The sequence below is a fragment of the Comamonas testosteroni genome, assembly GCF_030505195.1.
In the GTDB taxonomy this organism is placed as follows: domain Bacteria; phylum Pseudomonadota; class Gammaproteobacteria; order Burkholderiales; family Burkholderiaceae_C; genus Comamonas; species Comamonas testosteroni_G.
Genome location: NZ_CP129672.1, coordinates 3737658 through 3754135, shown reverse-complemented (window position 1 = coordinate 3754135; position 16478 = coordinate 3737658). Strand labels below are relative to the sequence as shown.

Genomic DNA, 16478 nt, shown 5'->3' with positions numbered 1-16478 from the left:
CTGGCCTTTGCCCAGCGCCTCTGATTCAGGCCGCGCCGGTGTCCAGCCTCAAGAGCAATGCAGAGGCTGGTAGCGCTCTCAGCACTGGTAGGAGTCCACCGATGATCGACTGGGCAGAGCCTGTAGCGCAAGCCCCTGCCCCTTGAGCCGGCAAAACAGGCCGTCGCCCATTTCCAGCTCCAGCACAAAACCGGCATCGCTGGCAAAAGGCAGGGGCAGGCGGCGCAGGCGCTGCCCGGCGATATGCAGCTGCGCTTGCCGGACACGGCCCACAGCGGCCAGAATTGGAGTCAAATCCGTCCCCGGCGCTTTCTCAGTCGACGCAACGCGCTCGCATATCAATAGCAACGGCTGCCACAGCCCCTCGCCCGCCCCGGCGCGGTCACCGTCATGCACACGGGCGGCAGAAAAGCGGATCTGCAACGCGCCGTTGTGCAGGCTGACTGCCGCAATCTCGGAATCTTCAAACTCGAAATTCATGGGCCCAAGCATAGCGCTATGGCACCTTGGCTACAGCGGCCGGAGCCGCCGCCGCGCATACTGTCGCCACCCCATACACCGGCATGAAAGAGGCGCCCAATGAGCGAAAAACTGTATCTGGATGACCTGTACGTAGGCCAGAAGTTCGTCAGCGAGGGCTACCCGCTGGATGAGGCGCAAATCATTGCCTATGCCAGGCAGTTCGATCCCCAGGTCTTTCACCTCGACCCCGAAGCCGCCAAGCACACCTTCTTCCAGGGTCTGGCCGCCAGCGGCTGGCATACGGCCTCCATCAGCATGCTGCTGGTGACGCAAAGCATTCCCCTGGCCGACGGCGTGATCGGCGGCGGCATGGAGGAGCTGGCCTGGCCCCAGCCCACGCGCCCCGGCGACGTGCTGCAGGTGGAGTCCGAAATCGTGGAGATCATTCCCTCCCAGTCCAAACCCAACCGGGCCCTCGTGCGCGTGCTCTCCCACACCAAAAACCAGCGCGGCGAGGTGCTGCAGCGCTTCAGGCCCAAGATGGTGTGCTTCAAGCGCCCTGGCTGACCCTCACGCAGCAAAAGTCCCGGGCACTGCTTAATATCGCCCACCGGCGCTGTCTGCCCTGCACAGGCAGCGCCTCACTTGCTGCTGCGATATGAACCCCAATTTTTCCCTGAGCCGATGGCGCGCCGAATGGGCGCCCAGCGTACCGCGCGAGCTGCTGGCCGGTGCCGTCGCCACGTTTGCGCTGATTCCCGAGGTCATTGCCTTTTCCTTTGTCGCGGGCGTGGACCCGGCCGTGGGGCTGTACGCCTCCTTCATCATCAGCATCGTGATTGCCGTGTTCGGCGCGCGCCCGGCCATGGTCTCGGCAGCGGCCGGCTCGGTGGCCCTGGTGGCCGCGCCTTTGGTCGCCTCGCATGGTCTGCAATATCTGCTGGCCGCAGGCCTGCTGGCCGGCGCCATGCAGATCGCCTTCGGCCTGTGCAAGATGGGCTCTCTGGTGCGCTTTGTATCCAGCTCGGTGCGCACGGGTTTTGTCAACGCGCTGGCCATTCTGATCTTTTCAGCCCAGCTGCCGCATCTGCATGGCGCCAACACCGCCACCTGGGCCATGCTGGCCCTGGGCCTGGCCCTGATCTACGGGCTGCCCTGGCTGGGACAGAGACTGCAGCTCAAGGCGCTGGGCGCCATTCCCTCACCACTGATCTGCGTGCTGGTGCTGACGCTGCTGGCCAACTTCATGGGTCTGCCGCTCAAGACCGTGGCCGACCTCGGTCACCTGCCGGACAGCCTGCCGCTGTTCGCCCTGCCCGAAATCCCCGCCAGCCTGGAGACGCTGCGCATCATCGCCCTGCCCGCCCTGGCCATTGCCATGGTGGGCCTGCTGGAGTCGGTGCTTACGGCAGCCGTGGTGGACGACCTCACGGGCACGCCCAGCAACAAGAGCCGCGAATGCACGGGCCTGGGCCTGGCCAATGTCTCGGCCAGCCTGTTCGGCGGCATTGCGGGCTGCGGCATGATCGGCCAGGCCGTGGGCAATGTGAAATACGGCGGCCGCGGTCGTCTGTCCACCCTGTTTGCCGGGGTGTTTCTGCTGATTCTGATGGTCGCTTTGAAGCCCTGGGTGTCCCGGGTGCCGGTGATTGCTCTGGTGGCCATCATGGTCATGGTGTCGGTCTCGACCTTCGACTGGAAGTCGCTGGGCAATCTGGTGCGCCACCCGCGTCTGTCCAGCTCGGTGATGCTGGTGACGGTGGTCATCACCATCGCCACCCACAATCTGGCCGCCGGCGTGGTGGCCGGCGTGCTGCTCTCGGGCGTGTTCTTCACCTTCAAGGTGGCCAATATGCTGCAGGTCCGGGGCAGCCTGGACGAGGCTGGCGATATCTATACCTGGACGGTGAGCGGCCAGGTGTTTTTTGCCTCGGCCGATGCGCTGATCGAGGCCTTCGACGTGCGCGCCGCAGCCGGCAGACAGGCTCGCATTGATGTCAGTGGCGCGCATTTCTGGGACATCACCGCCGTGGGCGCGCTGGACAAGGTCATGGAGCGTCTGCGCCAGCATGGCTGCCGCGTGGAGCTCACGGGGCTGGATGAGGCCAGTCAGCGGCTGATAGAGCGCATCAGGGTCTAGGTTCGGCGGCTGAGGAGCGCTTATTTCAGACTGGTCTGCGACAGGCGCTTGGCATTGGCCACGGCCTTGCGGCGAATCGGCGCCAGGCTTCTGGCCGCCACCTTGTCAGCCGCCACGGGCAGATTCTGGCCCATGGTCCAGGGGTTGCGCATCCAGGCCAGACACAGCTGCTGCTGCACCTTGAACATTTCAGCCCCCATGGTCAGCCAGGCCTGGCTGAAGGCGACCTGCTTTTCCACCACCATGCGCGTGAACTCCTTCTGATCGCGCGCAGAGAGCACCGGACCGCTGAGCGCCATACGCGTGAGCCGGTGGTTGATAACCTGAGGCACGGCCATGCTGATGTCCAGCAGCTCGCTGGCGGTGCGGTGAGGGATGGCGGATTCAGGCATGGGTAACTCCTTGCATTCAGGCGCTTTATTGTGCACTGCAACATAGAAGTTTGCGCAAGCTCACCTGCGAAAGCCCTGCCGCCGAAATCAGCGCCTGTGCCCAAGCAGACCGAGCGCCTCCTGCTCCAGTGCCGCCGTCAGCCAGGGCAGGGCCGCATCGGCGGGCCGGTGCAGCGGCAGCAGCATATGCACCTGAAACGCTATCGAGAACGCCAGCGGCCGCACCACCAGTTGCGGGCCGGCGCAGGCCCGCGCCGTCAGCGGGTTGACGACGGCCAGACCCAGGCCATGCTGCACCATGGCGCAGACGGCCACTGCGCTGGCGGTCTCCAGGCTCAGCTTGCGCTGCACGCCGGCGCGGGCAAACACCGCATCGATCTGGGCCCGGTAGGGATCGTCCCTCGCCAGGCTGATGAAGGATTCGCCTTCAAAGTCCCGCTCGCTCAGCAGCGCCTTCTGCGCCAGTGGGTGGCTGGCTGGCAGCACGGCCACTTCGTCCATGGCAGGCAAGGGCAGGCTGCGCGTGCCCGGCGGTGCATCGGCCAGCTCGGACAGGCCCAGATCGAAGCGCTGGGCCGCCATCCACTCCTGCAGCAGCGGCGCCTCCTGGGTGCTCACGCTCACGGCCACGGCGCCGTGACGGGCATGCAGACGTGCCAGCGCGCCCGGCAGCAAGGCGTGGCTGAGTGCCGGCAGGCACAGCACGCTGAGGCTCGCCCCCTGCGGACGCCCCAGCTCCACGGCGCGGTCGATCACGCGCTCCAGGCCCTGCCAGCTGCGCCGCACCTCGTCCCAGAGCAGCAAGGCCCGCGCATTGGCACGCAGCCGGCCCTGCACACGCTCGAACAGCGCATAGCCAAGCAGTTGCTCCATGCGCGCCAGCTCGCGACTCACCGTGGGCTGGGAGGTATAGAGCAACTGCGCCGCGCCGGTGACGCTGCCGGCCGTCATGACGGCACGGAACACCTCGATATGGCGATGGGTGATGCGCTGCGAAGCTTCTGAATCGGTCATGCGCAGAGCATATCAATATTGAATAATCTTCATAAATCAAGCTATTGGACTGAATAGATAGCCGCATGCATGATGCGCAGAACTATTCCCTTTCAAGAGACCGCCATGGCAAACCCCTTCTCTCCCGCACAGCTCTGGAACCTGGCCGACCAGTACGGCACGCCGCTGTGGGTGTATGACGCCGCCACCATCCGCGAGCGCATTGCCCAGCTCAAGGCTTTCGACACCGTGCGCTTTGCCCAGAAGGCCTGCTCCAACATCCACATCCTCAAGCTCATGCGCGAGCAGGGCGTGAAGGTGGATGCGGTCTCGCGCGGCGAAGTCCTGCGTGCGCTGGCAGCGGGCTTCAAGCCCGGCTTTGGCGAGCCTGCCGACATCGTCTTCACGGCCGATGTGATGGACGAGGCGACGCTGGCCACCGTGGTGGAGCACAAGGTTCCCGTGAATGCGGGCTCCATCGACATGCTGCACCAGCTGGCTGCCGTCTCCAAGGGCCACCATGTCTGGCTGCGCATCAACCCCGGCTTCGGCCACGGTCACAGCAACAAGACCAACACCGGCGGCGAGCACAGCAAGCACGGCATCTGGCACAGCGAACTGGAAGACGCGCTGGATGCCATCAAGGCTGGCGGTCTGGTGCTGGCCGGCCTGCATATGCACATCGGCTCGGGCGTGGACTACGGCCATCTGCAGGAAGTCTGCGGCGCCATGGTCAAGCTGGTCGAGCGCGCCAAGGCGGCGGGCGTGGACCTGCATGCGATTTCCGCCGGCGGCGGCCTGTCCATCCCCTATCGTGCTGGCGATGCCACCATCGACACCAACCACTACCACGGCCTGTGGGATGCGGCGCGCAAGCAGGCCGAAAGCCTGGTGGGCCACAGCCTGGGACTGGAGCTCGAACCCGGCCGCTTCCTGGTGGCCGAATCCGGCGTGCTGCTGGGCACCGTGCGCGCCACCAAGAACGCGGGCAGCAACCACTTCGTGCTGGTCGACACCGGCTTCAACGAACTGATGCGCCCCAGCATGTACGGCAGCTACCACGGCATGGAAGTGCTGCGCCGCGACGGCCAGAGCCTGCCCGCGCAGGACAGCGTGGTGGCCGGCCCGCTGTGCGAATCGGGCGATGTCTTCACCCAGGGCGACGGCGGCGTGGTGCTGCCCCGCTCGCTGGCCGGTGCCGGCGTGGGCGACCTGCTGGTGATTCATGACACAGGCGCCTACGGCAGCTCCATGTCCAGCAACTACAACACCCGCCCGCTGGCTGCCGAAGTGCTGGTCGATGGCGCGCAGACCCAGCTGATTCGCCGTCGCCAGACGGTGGAAGAACTGCTGGCGCTGGAGATTGGTTTGTAACTCCCCCTGAGCCGCTTGACTGGGCGGCCCCGCGCCTTCCCCTGGCCGGGCGCCCCTCTCTCTACGCTGCGCGCCAAGGGAAGGGGACGACAGCATCGCTGGGGCAGCCCTGGCTGCGGGGCGGCGCGGCCGGCTAGGCCCTTGCTTGCTGTCTCTCTCTCTTGCGTCACGCCCCATGATTGAGTTCACGCCATGAATTCAATAGCAGCTAGCGCTTAGTCATCAGGCGCTTCAGGCCAAAATCACCTGAAATCTTTTCTCTAGGCACCGCCCAGTGCCCGGTAAGTTCTTCCATGTCACAGCACTGCGCCCCTTCAGTCCATCGCCATACGCTGACGGGCATCGGCTTCACGGTGCTGGCCTGCGCCTGTTTTTCGATACTCGATACGGGCTCCAAATATGCGGGCGCCCTGCTGCCGCTGCTGATGGCCCTGTGGCTGCGCTATGCGCTGCAGTCGGCGCTGACCGTGGGTTTCGCAGTGGCAAGACACGGGCTGGAGATTTTTCGCACCCGGCGCCCGGGCTTTCAGTGTCTGCGCGCCATTCTGTTTTGCCTGAGCAATGCGCTGGCCATGCTCAGCCTGCGCTATCTGCCGCTGGCCGAGTTCACGGCCATCGTGGCGCTGACGCCGCTGGCCCTGACCTTGCTGGCCGCGCTCTGGCTCGGTCAGCAGGTCAGCCCCTTGCGCTGGGTGCTGGTGGCGCTTGGCTTTGCGGGCACGCTGGTCATCCTGCGGCCCGGCGGCGGCCAGTTCAGCGGCTGGGCCCTGGTCTGGCCTGCGCTGCAACTGCTGGCCAACACCGCCTATCAGATTCTCAGCAGCCGCATGGCGGGCAAGGAGCGCCCGCTGACCACGCAGATCTACACCAGCCTGCTGGCCCTGAGCCTGACCTGCATGGCCCTGCCCTGGTCCTGGCAGTGGCCCGACAGCGCCGCGCTCTGGCTGGCCGCCATTGCCATGGGCGCAGGCAGCGCCGCCGGACATCTGATGCTGCTCAAGGCCTATGAAAAAGCCGAGCCCGCCACCATCACGCCGTTTCTCTACAGCCAGATTCCCTGCGCGCTGCTGGCCGGCTGGCTGGTCTACGGCCATATCCCCGACCAATGGGCCGTGCTGGGCATGCTCGTCATTGCGCTGTGCGGGGCGGCGAGCGCCTGGCTCAGCATCAGAGAAGCAAAGTAGCGCCCCGGGCACGCCTGAATCCAGCGGCAGGCCGCAAGCCCTCTTAAAACAATAGCTGCTACCGCTTCCACCCATTGACTTTCAGATAGAAAGATATCTGAAATCTATGAATATCAAGCGCTTGCAGCTATCGTTTTATTGGCTCATTGGCTCAATGGCTTATTGCCTTATTCACCGCGCGGATCACGCACCATCAGGTGCTGCACGGCTTCGGTGACCGGCAACTGGCCGTCCAGCAGTGCAACCACGGTTTCGGTGATGGGCATTTCCACGCCGACCTGGCGTGCCCGTGCGAGCACGGTGCGGGCGCTGTACACGCCCTCGGCCACATGGCCCAGCGATGTCACGGCCTGCTCCAGGCTCTTGCCTTCGGCCAGCAGCAGACCCACCTTGCGGTTGCGCGAGAGATCGCCGGTCGCAGTCAGCACCAGATCGCCCAGGCCGGACAGGCCCATGAAGGTCTCGGCGCGCGCGCCCAGCGCCACTCCCAGACGCGTCATCTCGGCCAGGCCACGTGTGACCAGGGCTGCGCGCGCGTTCAGGCCCAGTTGCAGGCCGTCGCAAAGACCCGTGGCAATGGCCAGCACATTCTTGACGGCTCCGCCCACCTCCACGCCCACGATGTCGTGATTGGCATATACGCGCATGGCCTCGCCGTGAAAGGCCGACACCAGCAGCTCGCTCACGCCCTCGTGGGCGCTGGCTGCCACCAAAGCCGTAGGCTGCTGGCGCGCCACCTCGGCTGCAAAGCTGGGGCCGCTGAGCGCACCGCTTTGCAGCTGCGGAGCCACCTGCTGGCAGACTTCATGCGCCATCAACCCATAGCTGCCGGCAGGGGCATCGGCGGCCACGGCCTCGAAGCCCTTGCACAGCCAGACCACGGGCCGGCGGCAATCCTTGAGCTGGCCCAGCCACTGGCGCAGCGCCGCCATGGGCGTGCCCAGCACAATCAGATCGGCATCCGCCACATGCTCCATCACATCGCCGCTGACCACCGTGAGCGCATCCGGAAAGCGGATACCGGGCAGATAGCGGCTGTTGGCGCGCTCGGCCTGCATGAGCTGCGCCTGCGCCGGGTCCCGCGCCCAGAGGCTGACGCGGTCCTGCTGCGGATGAGTGGCCGCGCTGATGGCCATGGCCGTACCCCAGGCGCCAGCGCCGATGACAAGAATTTTCATACCTGAATTTTGATAGCAGTTTGCGCACAACCCACAAGAAAAAAGAGGCCTCTAGGGCCTCTTTTTTGCCTGGCTGCCGATTCTTGCACATCGCAGGAATCGGCAATCGCCGTCAGCTTACTGGGGCAGCTGGCCTTCGGCCTGTGCTGCGGCAGCCGCTTGCTGCTGCTCGTACATGGCCTGGAAGTTGATTTCGGCCAGGTGCACGGGAGGGAAGCCGGCGCGGGTCACCACGTCTGCCACGTTGCCGCGCAGATAGGGGTAGATGATCTGGGGGCAGGCAATGCCGATCACGCCGCCCATCTGGTCTTCGGGCACATTGCGGATTTCGAAGATGCCGGCCTGCTTGGCTTCGACCAGGAACACGGTCTTGTCCTGAATCTTGGTCTGAACCGTGGCGGTCACGGCCACTTCGTAGACGCCTTCAGCCACGGGGGTGGCTTCCACGCCCAACTGGATGTCCACGCTGGGCTGCTCCTGCTCAAGCAGGATCGCGGGAGAGTTGGGCTGCTCCAGGGACAGGTCCTTCAGATACACGCGCTGGATCTGGAACACGGGGCTGTTGTCTTGTTCGGCCATGATGAGCTAGGTCTTTCAGAAAAATCTTGAGAAGGAAATGAAAATGCCTGCGTAGAGAATTAGCACACAGCTATCCTCACAGCAGGCATTTCCATGAAATAGCACTTTGCATTATGCAGTGACAGCCAAAGGCTGCATCGTAGCGAGCAGCACAAAGCGCAAATTCATGCCGATTGGCGGCAGTGGCACGGCAAGTAATCAGCTTTGCAGCAGGGGCAGCAGACCGCCCTTGGCATCCAGGGCCATCAGATCGTCGCAACCGCCCACATGGGTATCGCCAATGAAGATCTGGGGTACGGTGCGGCGGCCCGTGGTCTTCATCATGTGATCGCGGGCAGCGGTATCGAAATCGATGCGCACCTCTTCGATCTGCTCCACGCCCTTGGATTGGAGAATCTGCTTGGCACGGATGCAATAAGGGCAGACGGCGGTGGTGTACATCTTCACGGCTTGCATGAGCAACTTCCTCGGTGTTTTTGCAATGCCGCATGCAGCGCTGCATGCGTCAGGGTTCTCAGTTGGGGCCGGATCAGGCTTTTTCAACCGGCAGGCCGGCATCGCGCCAGGCCTTCATGCCGCCAGCCAGCGCCTGGGCCTTTTCGTAACCCAGCTTCTTGGCCACGGCTTCGGCACGCGCGGCGCGAGCGCCCGATGCGCACACCAGCACCACGGGCAGCTGCTTGTTCTTGACGGTGGTGGGCAGCTTCTCTTCCAACTGGCTCAGGGGCAGGTTCCTGGCTCCGTTGACATGGCCGGCGGCAAACTCTTCAGGCTCGCAGACGTCCAGCACCACGGCTTTTTCGCGGTTGATCAGGTGCACGGCAGCCGCTGCCGAGAGCGAACCGCCGGTCGCGCCGCGCAGCGCGGGCAGCAGCAGCATCACACCCGAAGCCACAGCAATCAGGATCAAATACCAGTTATCAATGATGAATTTCACGTCATTCCTTGGGATGGCAAACCGGACGATTTTAGAGGCAGGCCAGCCTGCGGGCCGCAGCAAAGAGCCACAGACCTGCAGCCTGCAAGCCCATAACCCCGATTGACGTGCCCTGGGCCGCAAGTGGGCGCTGCGCACAATCCCCGAAGCTCGCTACAGGAATAGCGGGTCGACCGACGCCAGATCGGTCCGGCTTTCCTTGCCTGATGCCCGGACAAAGCCCAGCCCCTAAAATGCACGGTTTTGACTTTGTGTCATTACTGCTTTGCTACTTTGAGAGAATCCATGTACAAGCTCGTTCTGATCCGCCACGGTGAATCCACCTGGAACCTAGAAAACCGCTTCACCGGCTGGACCGATGTGGATCTGACTGCCACCGGCGTCGAACAGGCCAAGAAGGCCGGCCAACTGCTCAAGGCAGAAGGCTATGACTTCGATGTGGCCTATACCAGCGTGCTCAAGCGCGCCATCCGAACCCTGTGGCATGTGCAAGACGAAATGGACCGCACCTGGCTGCCCGTCGTGCATAGCTGGCGTCTCAACGAACGCCACTACGGCGGTCTGCAGGGTCTGAACAAGGCCGATATGGCCAAGCAGTACGGCGATGAGCAAGTGCTGGTGTGGCGCCGCAGCTACGACGTGCCGCCTCCCGCCCTGGAAGCCACCGACCCCCGCAGCGAACGCAGCGATGTACGCTACGCCAAGCTGCAGCCCGAGCAGATCCCGCTGACCGAGTGCCTCAAGGACACGGTGGCCCGCGTCGTGCCGTTCTGGGACGAGTCCATCGCCCCCGCCATCAAGGCCGGCAAGCGCGTGGTGGTTGCTGCTCACGGCAACTCCATCCGCGCCCTGATCAAGTATCTGGACAACATCGCCGACGACCAGATCGTGGGCGTGAACGTGCCCAACGGCATTCCTCTGGTCTATGAACTGGACGCCGATCTCAAGCCCATCCGCCACTACTACCTGGGCGACGCCGAAGCCGCAGCCAAGGCAGCAGCGGCAGTTGCGGCTCAGGGCAAGGCCTGAGAGAGACCTCTTCACCGTCCCTGTTCAGGCCGCTTGCGCAGTCTGAACAGGAATGACACGGCAAAAGGCCTGTGGAACCTCATGGGCCTTCCGCCGTCCAAGGTGTATATTGCGAATGGTTTAAGGGGTGCTATGGGTCAAAAAATCAAAATTGCAGGCTGGATCTCTGTGGGCGTGGTCGCTGGTGCGTTGACCACCGTATCCCTGCAGACGCTGGCTCGCGGGGGTGTGACGCCTCTGCCACTGGAAGAAATCCAGCAGTTGTCGGCCGTCTTCGGCCTGATCAAGACCGATTACGTGGAGCAGGTCAGCGACAAGAAGCTGATCACCGATGCCATCTCCGGCATGGTCTCCAGCCTGGACCCTCACTCCCAGTACTTCGACAAGAAAACCTACAAAGAATTCAAGGAAGGCACTTCCGGCAAGTTCGTTGGTGTCGGCATCGAGATCACCATGGAAGACGGGCTGATCAAGATCGTCTCCCCCATCGAAGGCTCGCCCGCTTTCCGCGCGGGTCTCAAGACCGGCGACCTGATCACCAAGATCGACGACACGGCCGTCAAGGGCCTGACGCTCAATGACGCTGTCAAGCGCATGCGTGGCGAGCCCAATACCAAGGTGCGCCTGAACATCCTGCGCAAGGATGAAAGCCGCAGCTTCCCTGTCTCCATCACCCGTGAAGAAATCAAGACCCAGTCGGTCAAGGGCAAGGTCATCGAGCCCGGCTACGCCTGGATCCGCCTGAGCCAGTTCCAGGAACGCACCGTCGATGACTTTGTGCGCAAGGTCGAGGAAATCTACAAGCAGGAGCCCAATCTCAAGGGACTGGTGCTGGACCTGCGCAACGACCCCGGCGGTTTGCTGGATGCGGCCGTAGCCATCTCTGCGGCCTTCCTGCCCCCCGATGTGCCCGTGGTTTCCACCAACGGCCAGTTGGCCGAAAGCAAGGCCGTCTACAAGGCATCGCCCGAGTTTTACGCCCAGCGCGGTTTTGGCGACCCCTTGCAACGCCTGCCTGCGGCACTGAAAAAGCTGCCTCTGGTGGTGCTGGTCAACGAAGGCTCGGCCTCGGCCAGCGAAATCGTGGCCGGAGCTCTGCAAGATCACAAACGCGCTACCGTCATGGGCAGCCAGTCCTTTGGCAAAGGGTCGGTGCAAACCGTGCGCCCTCTGGGGCCCGATACGGCTCTCAAGCTGACGACGGCGCGCTACTACACGCCTAGCGGAAAATCCATTCAGGCCAAGGGCATCGTGCCCGATGTGATGGTGGATGAGACTGCAGACGGCGATTTGTTTGCTGCACTGAGCATGCGTGAAGCGGACCTTGAAAAGCACTTGTCCAGCGGGCAAGGTGCGGAGGTCAAGAACGACTCACTTGAAAAGGCCCGCGAGGAAGCACGCAAACGCCTGGAAGAGGAAGCCAAGAAGCCAGCTGCCGAACGTCGCCTGCCGGAATTCGGGTCTGAAAAGGACTTTCAGCTGCAACAGGCACTGAACAAGCTCAAGGGCCAGCCCGTCAAGGTCAGCAAAACCCTGACGGAGCGCAAAATCGAAGAGAAGCCCGGAGACGCGACGGCTGCAGACAAAAAGCCCGCCGACAAGAAAGCGCCCGAAAAAGGCGAATCCGACAAGAGCAAAAAATAAGCACCGGGTTATGGAACCCGCTCAAAATCAGCCGGGCTTGCCCGGCTTTTTTCTTGGAACCATGGAAGCAAACCGATGAATGACGATCAATTGCTACGCTATTCCCGTCACATCATGCTCGACGAAATCGGCATCGAAGGCCAGGAGCGCATTCTGGCGGCGCATGCAGTGATCATCGGAGCCGGCGGCCTGGGCTCGCCTGCCGCACTCTACCTGGGCTCGGCAGGTGTGGGGCGCATCACCATCGTCGACAACGACGTCGTGGACATGACCAATCTGCAGCGCCAGATTGCCCACACGACCGAACGCATAGGCATGCCCAAGGTGGAATCGATCCGCACTGCCGTACATGCCATCAATCCCGGGGTCGAGATTCGCTGCATCCAGCAGCGTGCAACCGAGAGCCTGCTCGACGAGCTGCTGCCCGAGGCAAGCATCGTGCTCGACTGCACCGACAACTACAAGAGCCGCCAGGCCATCAATGCCGCTTGCGTGCGACACGGCGTCCCCCTGGTTGAAGGAGCGGCCATCCGTGTCGATGGCCAGCTGATGGTCATTGATCCACGCAACCCCGACAGCCCATGCTATGCATGCGTCTTTCCGCCAGAGGCTGAATTCGAAGAGGTTCAGTGCTCAACCATGGGCGTCTTTGCTCCGCTGGTTGGGCTGATAGGCACCCAGCAAGCAGCAGAAGCACTGAAGCTGATTGTCGGTTTTGGCCGATCTTCTGTCGGACAACTTCAAATGCTTGATGCACGTTCCATGGAGTGGAGTAGGATGAAAATTGCTAGGGTTAAAACCTGTGATATCTGCGGAGTGCCAAACACAAATTACAAAAAATGACAATACAATGATTTTTTCATGGGCCGTAATTGATTTTCCACATTGAGAATTGAAATGACTCTTACCGCTTGATCCTTGGCGTCCACCTCATCAGCTTGCTACCGTCGTGAAACTGCGTACTTTTTTTGTTGAAGACAACCCCACGATTCGCGACAACCTGATTGCGACGATGGCGGAGCTTGCCGATGTGGAAGCGGTCGGGGTGGCAGAAACCGAAGCCGATGCTGTACGCTGGCTCAGCCAAAACCCTGACGCCTGGGATCTGGTCATCGTGGACCTGTTCTTGCGCGAGGGCAGCGGTCTCGGTATCGTCACAAGCCTTCAACATCGAGCACCGCAGAAAAAGCTGCTCGTGTTGAGCAATTACGCAACGGCCGATATACGACAGCGCTGCCTTGAACTCAGCGCAGATGCCGTATTTGACAAATCCAACGAAATAGATGCGCTTATCGATTTCTGTATTGATTTAAATACCAGTAAATCTTGAACATAACGCAAAATAAAAATGGCTTGAATATTTCAAGCCATTTTTATTTGAGCTTCCATTAATCGATCAATCGATTTTTCAGCGCATAGTATGTCAGGTCGCTATTGGAGGAAAGGCCCATTTTCTCCATGAGTCTTGTCCGGTAAGTGCTCACTGTTTTCACACTCAGCGAAAGCGATTTGGCGATGTCGCCAGCCGTCTCGCCGCGTGCGAGCTTCAAAAATACCTGAAATTCACGCTCCGACAGCTGCTCGTGTGCCGGAACATCATCCTTGCGGTTGAGTTGCTGGGCCAAAAGATCTGCCACTGCCGGCGTCAGGTAACGCCTTCCCAGCGCCACAGTCCGGATGGCCTCTGCAATGTCCTGAGGATCGCACTCCTTGTTGAGGTATCCGCTGGCCCCCTGACGAATCAAGTTGATGGCGTAATGTTCCTCAGGGTATCCACTTAGTATCAGGATGCCCATATCAGGTGCTTTGGCTCTGAGCATGGCCAAGGCATCTATGCCGCTTTGCCCCGGCATGGACAAGTCCATCAGCAGCACGTCAATTTCATGTTCCCGAACCAGGTCAATGGCCTCTCGTCCGTTGCCCGCTTCCCCCACGACCCTCAGATCTACATGTTCCGACAGGAATTGGCGTAATCCCGAGCGAACAATCGCATGGTCATCCACTATGCCTACTTTTATCATGAACACCTCTTTTCATGAAACTGCGCTCATCTCCAGGGCGCATCACATTTTAAGACCCGCACTATGATGTCAGTCGTTGACGCTACCGTTATGCAGAATATCAGGTAATTGCCTTGTAGGTGAGAGGATGTAGATGCGTTGGACCAATATCCGCAAAATTGCAGTCAGCCTGACGATCGCAGTCATTGCGGCAGTCTTAATGGTAAGCATTAATGAGGCAGGCTATAAGCGCTCGTTGCATGCTCTGGACACGCTCACCAAGACGCAAGCCACCAGAGCAAAGCTCAATTTGCTGATGCAGCAAATGCTGGATGCGGAAACCGGCCTGCGCGGCTACCTGCTGACAGGAGAGGAGCGCTATCTCGAGCCCTATAACTCGGCCTCCGCCGCCATCAGCAGCAGCATGGATGACCTGCGCGGCATCTTCATCATGGACCCCAAAGAGCTGGCCACCTTCACGCCGCTGGCCCGCCAGGTCGAGCGCAAGACCAGCGAAATGGAGCTGAGCCTGCGCCTTTATCGCCAGGGCAACGATGAAGCGTGGCGCTTTGTGATGTTTACCGACGTAGGCATGGAAAACATGGATGCCATACGGGGCCACATCAAAACCCTGATGGACAGCATCGACCAGCGCGTCAAGTCCAATCTCGCGGATATCGAACAAACGCTGGGCCTGTCACGCCTGGGAATTGCCACAGTGACCGCACTGGGGATTCTGGGCTTCTTCATGTATTTGCGACAGGCCAATGCGCTGCAGCACTCACATCAGCGCGAGCAGGAGATTCAGCGCGATGAACGCAATCGTCTGGAGGAAGTCGTTCGCGACCGCACGGCGGCCCTCACCGAGCTGGCAACTCATTTGCAGCAGGTACGCGAGGATGAGCGAGCGCACCTGGCACGCGAGTTGCACGACGAACTGGGCTCGCTGCTGACCGCCGCGAAACTGGACGTGGCGCGCCTGAAATCCAAGATCGACACCTCGATACCCGACGTCTCCGAACGCATCACCCATCTGATCGAGACGCTCAACAGCGGAATCGCACTCAAACGCCGCATCATCGAGGACCTCCGCCCCTCCTCTCTGTCCAACCTGGGCCTGACCACCGCCCTGGAAATCCTGACCCGAGAATTCGGTGAACGCAGCAACATCGAGGTGGAATGCAGCCTGGAGCAAGTGGACCTGCCTGAATCCACGCAGCTGACGGTCTATCGCGTCGTACAGGAGTCCCTCACCAACATCGGAAAATACGCCAAGGCCAGCCATGTCATCGTGACGGTGCACAACTATCCCACCTATGTGGCCGTGCAGATCCAGGACGATGGTCAAGGCTTCGAGCCGGCCAGCATGCGCCCCAACTCCCATGGTCTGGCAGGCATGAAACACCGTGTCGAAGCCGTTGGCGGCAGGCTCACCGTGGCATCCCAGCCCGGCAAGGGAACCACTATCTCGGCAGTCATTCCTTTGACCTTGGCAAACACCTGAACTCGGGGCGCAGGTCAACGCAGTCCTACATGACTGTCCCTAAATACCCCGACCCTGGTGACAGAAGCTCACCGTCAAGCTTGGGCTGCTCAGTTCTCTACAGTCAATACATGGCCGCACAGCAATGCTGTCGGTCTGCATTCGAAAGGAGAAAACCATGTTGCACTACGCCATTGTCTTTCTGGTGATTGCCTTGATCGCTGCAGTTTTCGGTTTCGGCGGGATTGCGGCCAGCGCCGTCGGTATTGCCAAGATTCTGTTTTTCGTCTTTCTGGTCATGGCCGTCATCACCTTCCTGATGGGCCTCGTGAAGAAATGACCAAGCCACCGAATGTGTAGAACTTTGTTCATGCACATTGCACAAACCACCAGTATTCGCCATGATCGTTCTCAACTTCTGCCTCCTGGAGGCAGAGTTCCGCAGACCGGCGTTACTGCACACGCTGTCACGAAAATTTCTAGATTTCAGGGAGTTCCAAACAATGAGCCAAGCCGTAAAAGACGCCAAGGACACGGTTGAAGATCTCAAGGGCGCCGCCAAGGATGTGGCGGCTGATGTCAAGGACACGGCAAAGCACGCCGCCCAGTCCGCCCAGAATGCTGCGCACAAGATGGCCGACGCTGCGCAAGATGCCGTGGACTCAGGCAAGCAGGCCGCCCAGAAGATGGTCAACGAAGCACGCGACGTGGCCGAGGATGTTGCCGACAAGGTGGAAGACACCGCACGCCGCGCAAGGCGCACGGCCTCCGAGGCGATAGACTCCTCGGGGCGTCACATGCGCAATCTCGACGACAGCGAAAACCCGCTGATCGACAACCTGGCCAACCGCGCACAGGATCTGGCCGAGCGCAGCATCAACTTCTGGGCCGACAACTCGCACCGCGCACGCCGTCAGTTCAACACCGCAGCGGATGCGACCACCAAGTATGTGTCCGAACAACCCGGGCGCTCCGTGCTGATCGCCGCTGCGACCGGCGCGGCCCTGGCGACGGCCTTCTTTCTGGGCCGCTCGCGCAGGAAGTAACTCTTGGAACGTGCTGACGTTCCTGGCTTTCGCAGGC

19 protein-coding genes are annotated in these 16478 nt (G+C 61.5%); 11 read left to right on the top strand and 8 right to left on the bottom strand.

Annotation, left to right across the window (positions count from 1 at the left end):
• Positions 1–78: 78 nt before the first annotated feature.
• A complete protein-coding gene (locus QYQ99_RS17280) occupies positions 79–480 on the bottom strand; it encodes a hypothetical protein (RefSeq protein ID WP_302089277.1) in 402 nt (133 codons plus the stop codon).
• 99 nt (positions 481–579) lie between these two features.
• On the opposite strand from QYQ99_RS17280, the gene QYQ99_RS17275 reads away from it, so the two are divergent.
• Positions 580–1029: a MaoC family dehydratase gene (locus tag QYQ99_RS17275; RefSeq protein ID WP_003072667.1), complete on the top strand. Its 450-nt coding sequence runs from the start codon at positions 580–582 to the stop codon at positions 1027–1029.
• 91 nt (positions 1030–1120) lie between these two features.
• Entirely contained in the window at positions 1121–2602 is a 1482-nt protein-coding gene (locus tag QYQ99_RS17270; RefSeq protein WP_302089276.1) for a SulP family inorganic anion transporter, read from the top strand.
• A gap of 20 nt (positions 2603–2622) precedes the next feature.
• Here the strand turns inward: QYQ99_RS17270 and QYQ99_RS17265 are convergent, their stop codons facing one another.
• Both QYQ99_RS17265 and QYQ99_RS17260 read right to left on the bottom strand, forming a co-directional pair.
• On the bottom strand, positions 2623–2994 hold the full coding sequence (locus QYQ99_RS17265; RefSeq protein WP_302089275.1) for a polyhydroxyalkanoate granule-associated phasin: 372 nt from the start codon (positions 2992–2994) through the stop codon (positions 2623–2625).
• An 87-nt stretch (positions 2995–3081) separates the two neighbouring features.
• On the bottom strand, positions 3082–4008 hold the full coding sequence (locus tag QYQ99_RS17260; protein WP_302089274.1) for a LysR family transcriptional regulator: 927 nt from the start codon (positions 4006–4008) through the stop codon (positions 3082–3084).
• A gap of 105 nt (positions 4009–4113) precedes the next feature.
• Here QYQ99_RS17260 and lysA point away from each other — a divergent pair, with 105 nt between their 5' ends.
• The gene (lysA, locus tag QYQ99_RS17255) at positions 4114–5361 is read left to right on the top strand and encodes a diaminopimelate decarboxylase (protein ID WP_302089273.1); all 1248 of its coding nucleotides are present in this window, start codon (positions 4114–4116) and stop codon (positions 5359–5361) included.
• A gap of 293 nt (positions 5362–5654) precedes the next feature.
• The gene (locus tag QYQ99_RS17250; protein ID WP_302089272.1) at positions 5655–6545 is read left to right on the top strand and encodes a DMT family transporter; all 891 of its coding nucleotides are present in this window, start codon (positions 5655–5657) and stop codon (positions 6543–6545) included.
• Positions 6546–6712: 167 nt separating this feature from the next.
• On the opposite strand, the gene QYQ99_RS17245 is transcribed toward QYQ99_RS17250, so the two are convergent.
• From QYQ99_RS17245 to QYQ99_RS17230, 4 genes are all read right to left on the bottom strand, one after another.
• Positions 6713–7723, bottom strand: coding sequence for an NAD(P)H-dependent glycerol-3-phosphate dehydrogenase (locus tag QYQ99_RS17245; protein WP_302089271.1), 1011 nt, complete (start codon positions 7721–7723; stop codon positions 6713–6715).
• Positions 7724–7840: 117 nt separating this feature from the next.
• The gene (gene secB / locus QYQ99_RS17240; RefSeq protein ID WP_003066740.1) at positions 7841–8302 is read right to left on the bottom strand and encodes a protein-export chaperone SecB; all 462 of its coding nucleotides are present in this window, start codon (positions 8300–8302) and stop codon (positions 7841–7843) included.
• Positions 8303–8500: 198 nt separating this feature from the next.
• Entirely contained in the window at positions 8501–8758 is a 258-nt protein-coding gene (grxC, locus tag QYQ99_RS17235) for a glutaredoxin 3 (protein WP_302089270.1), read from the bottom strand.
• Positions 8759–8831: 73 nt separating this feature from the next.
• A complete protein-coding gene (locus QYQ99_RS17230; protein WP_087080738.1) occupies positions 8832–9239 on the bottom strand; it encodes a rhodanese-like domain-containing protein in 408 nt (135 codons plus the stop codon).
• 285 nt (positions 9240–9524) lie between these two features.
• On the opposite strand from QYQ99_RS17230, the gene gpmA reads away from it, so the two are divergent.
• From gpmA to QYQ99_RS17210, 4 genes are all read left to right on the top strand, one after another.
• Positions 9525–10268, top strand: coding sequence for a 2,3-diphosphoglycerate-dependent phosphoglycerate mutase (gpmA, locus tag QYQ99_RS17225; protein WP_003066733.1), 744 nt, complete (start codon positions 9525–9527; stop codon positions 10266–10268).
• Between the two features lie 132 nt (positions 10269–10400).
• Complete coding sequence (locus tag QYQ99_RS17220; protein WP_302089269.1) at positions 10401–11912, top strand: S41 family peptidase; 1512 nt, start codon at positions 10401–10403, stop codon at positions 11910–11912.
• Between the two features lie 75 nt (positions 11913–11987).
• On the top strand, positions 11988–12755 hold the full coding sequence (locus tag QYQ99_RS17215) for a HesA/MoeB/ThiF family protein (RefSeq protein ID WP_302089268.1): 768 nt from the start codon (positions 11988–11990) through the stop codon (positions 12753–12755).
• Between the two features lie 106 nt (positions 12756–12861).
• Positions 12862–13242, top strand: a complete 381-nt coding sequence (locus tag QYQ99_RS17210; protein ID WP_302089267.1) for a response regulator — start codon at positions 12862–12864, stop codon at positions 13240–13242.
• A gap of 58 nt (positions 13243–13300) precedes the next feature.
• On the opposite strand, the gene QYQ99_RS17205 is transcribed toward QYQ99_RS17210, so the two are convergent.
• Positions 13301–13933, bottom strand: a complete 633-nt coding sequence (locus QYQ99_RS17205; protein ID WP_003051886.1) for a response regulator — start codon at positions 13931–13933, stop codon at positions 13301–13303.
• A gap of 133 nt (positions 13934–14066) precedes the next feature.
• Between QYQ99_RS17205 and QYQ99_RS17200 the strand changes: the two genes are divergently transcribed.
• From QYQ99_RS17200 to QYQ99_RS17190, 3 genes are all read left to right on the top strand, one after another.
• On the top strand, positions 14067–15416 hold the full coding sequence (locus QYQ99_RS17200) for a sensor histidine kinase (protein WP_302089266.1): 1350 nt from the start codon (positions 14067–14069) through the stop codon (positions 15414–15416).
• A gap of 157 nt (positions 15417–15573) precedes the next feature.
• Complete coding sequence (locus tag QYQ99_RS17195; RefSeq protein ID WP_003051882.1) at positions 15574–15735, top strand: DUF1328 domain-containing protein; 162 nt, start codon at positions 15574–15576, stop codon at positions 15733–15735.
• Positions 15736–15898: 163 nt separating this feature from the next.
• Positions 15899–16441 carry a hypothetical protein gene (locus QYQ99_RS17190; RefSeq protein ID WP_367882816.1) on the top strand — a complete coding sequence of 181 codons (543 nt, stop codon included), beginning with the start codon at positions 15899–15901 and terminating at the stop codon, positions 16439–16441.
• Positions 16442–16478 lie beyond the last annotated feature (37 nt).

Coding starts and splice junctions, on each gene's coding strand:
- QYQ99_RS17190 (WP_367882816.1), top strand. CDS start 15,899: ATGAGCCAAGCCGTAAAAGACGCCAAGGACACGGTTGAAGATCTCAAG.
- QYQ99_RS17205 (WP_003051886.1), bottom strand. CDS start 13,933: ATGATAAAAGTAGGCATAGTGGATGACCATGCGATTGTTCGCTCGGGA.
- gpmA (WP_003066733.1), top strand. CDS start 9,525: ATGTACAAGCTCGTTCTGATCCGCCACGGTGAATCCACCTGGAACCTA.
- QYQ99_RS17260 (WP_302089274.1), bottom strand. CDS start 4,008: ATGACCGATTCAGAAGCTTCGCAGCGCATCACCCATCGCCATATCGAG.
- QYQ99_RS17245 (WP_302089271.1), bottom strand. CDS start 7,723: ATGAAAATTCTTGTCATCGGCGCTGGCGCCTGGGGTACGGCCATGGCC.
- lysA (WP_302089273.1), top strand. CDS start 4,114: ATGGCAAACCCCTTCTCTCCCGCACAGCTCTGGAACCTGGCCGACCAG.
- secB (WP_003066740.1), bottom strand. CDS start 8,302: ATGGCCGAACAAGACAACAGCCCCGTGTTCCAGATCCAGCGCGTGTAT.
- QYQ99_RS17270 (WP_302089276.1), top strand. CDS start 1,121: ATGAACCCCAATTTTTCCCTGAGCCGATGGCGCGCCGAATGGGCGCCC.
- QYQ99_RS17275 (WP_003072667.1), top strand. CDS start 580: ATGAGCGAAAAACTGTATCTGGATGACCTGTACGTAGGCCAGAAGTTC.
- QYQ99_RS17250 (WP_302089272.1), top strand. CDS start 5,655: ATGTCACAGCACTGCGCCCCTTCAGTCCATCGCCATACGCTGACGGGC.
- QYQ99_RS17280 (WP_302089277.1), bottom strand. CDS start 480: ATGAATTTCGAGTTTGAAGATTCCGAGATTGCGGCAGTCAGCCTGCAC.
- QYQ99_RS17215 (WP_302089268.1), top strand. CDS start 11,988: ATGAATGACGATCAATTGCTACGCTATTCCCGTCACATCATGCTCGAC.
- QYQ99_RS17200 (WP_302089266.1), top strand. CDS start 14,067: ATGCGTTGGACCAATATCCGCAAAATTGCAGTCAGCCTGACGATCGCA.
- QYQ99_RS17195 (WP_003051882.1), top strand. CDS start 15,574: ATGTTGCACTACGCCATTGTCTTTCTGGTGATTGCCTTGATCGCTGCA.
- QYQ99_RS17220 (WP_302089269.1), top strand. CDS start 10,401: ATGGGTCAAAAAATCAAAATTGCAGGCTGGATCTCTGTGGGCGTGGTC.
- grxC (WP_302089270.1), bottom strand. CDS start 8,758: ATGCAAGCCGTGAAGATGTACACCACCGCCGTCTGCCCTTATTGCATC.
- QYQ99_RS17265 (WP_302089275.1), bottom strand. CDS start 2,994: ATGCCTGAATCCGCCATCCCTCACCGCACCGCCAGCGAGCTGCTGGAC.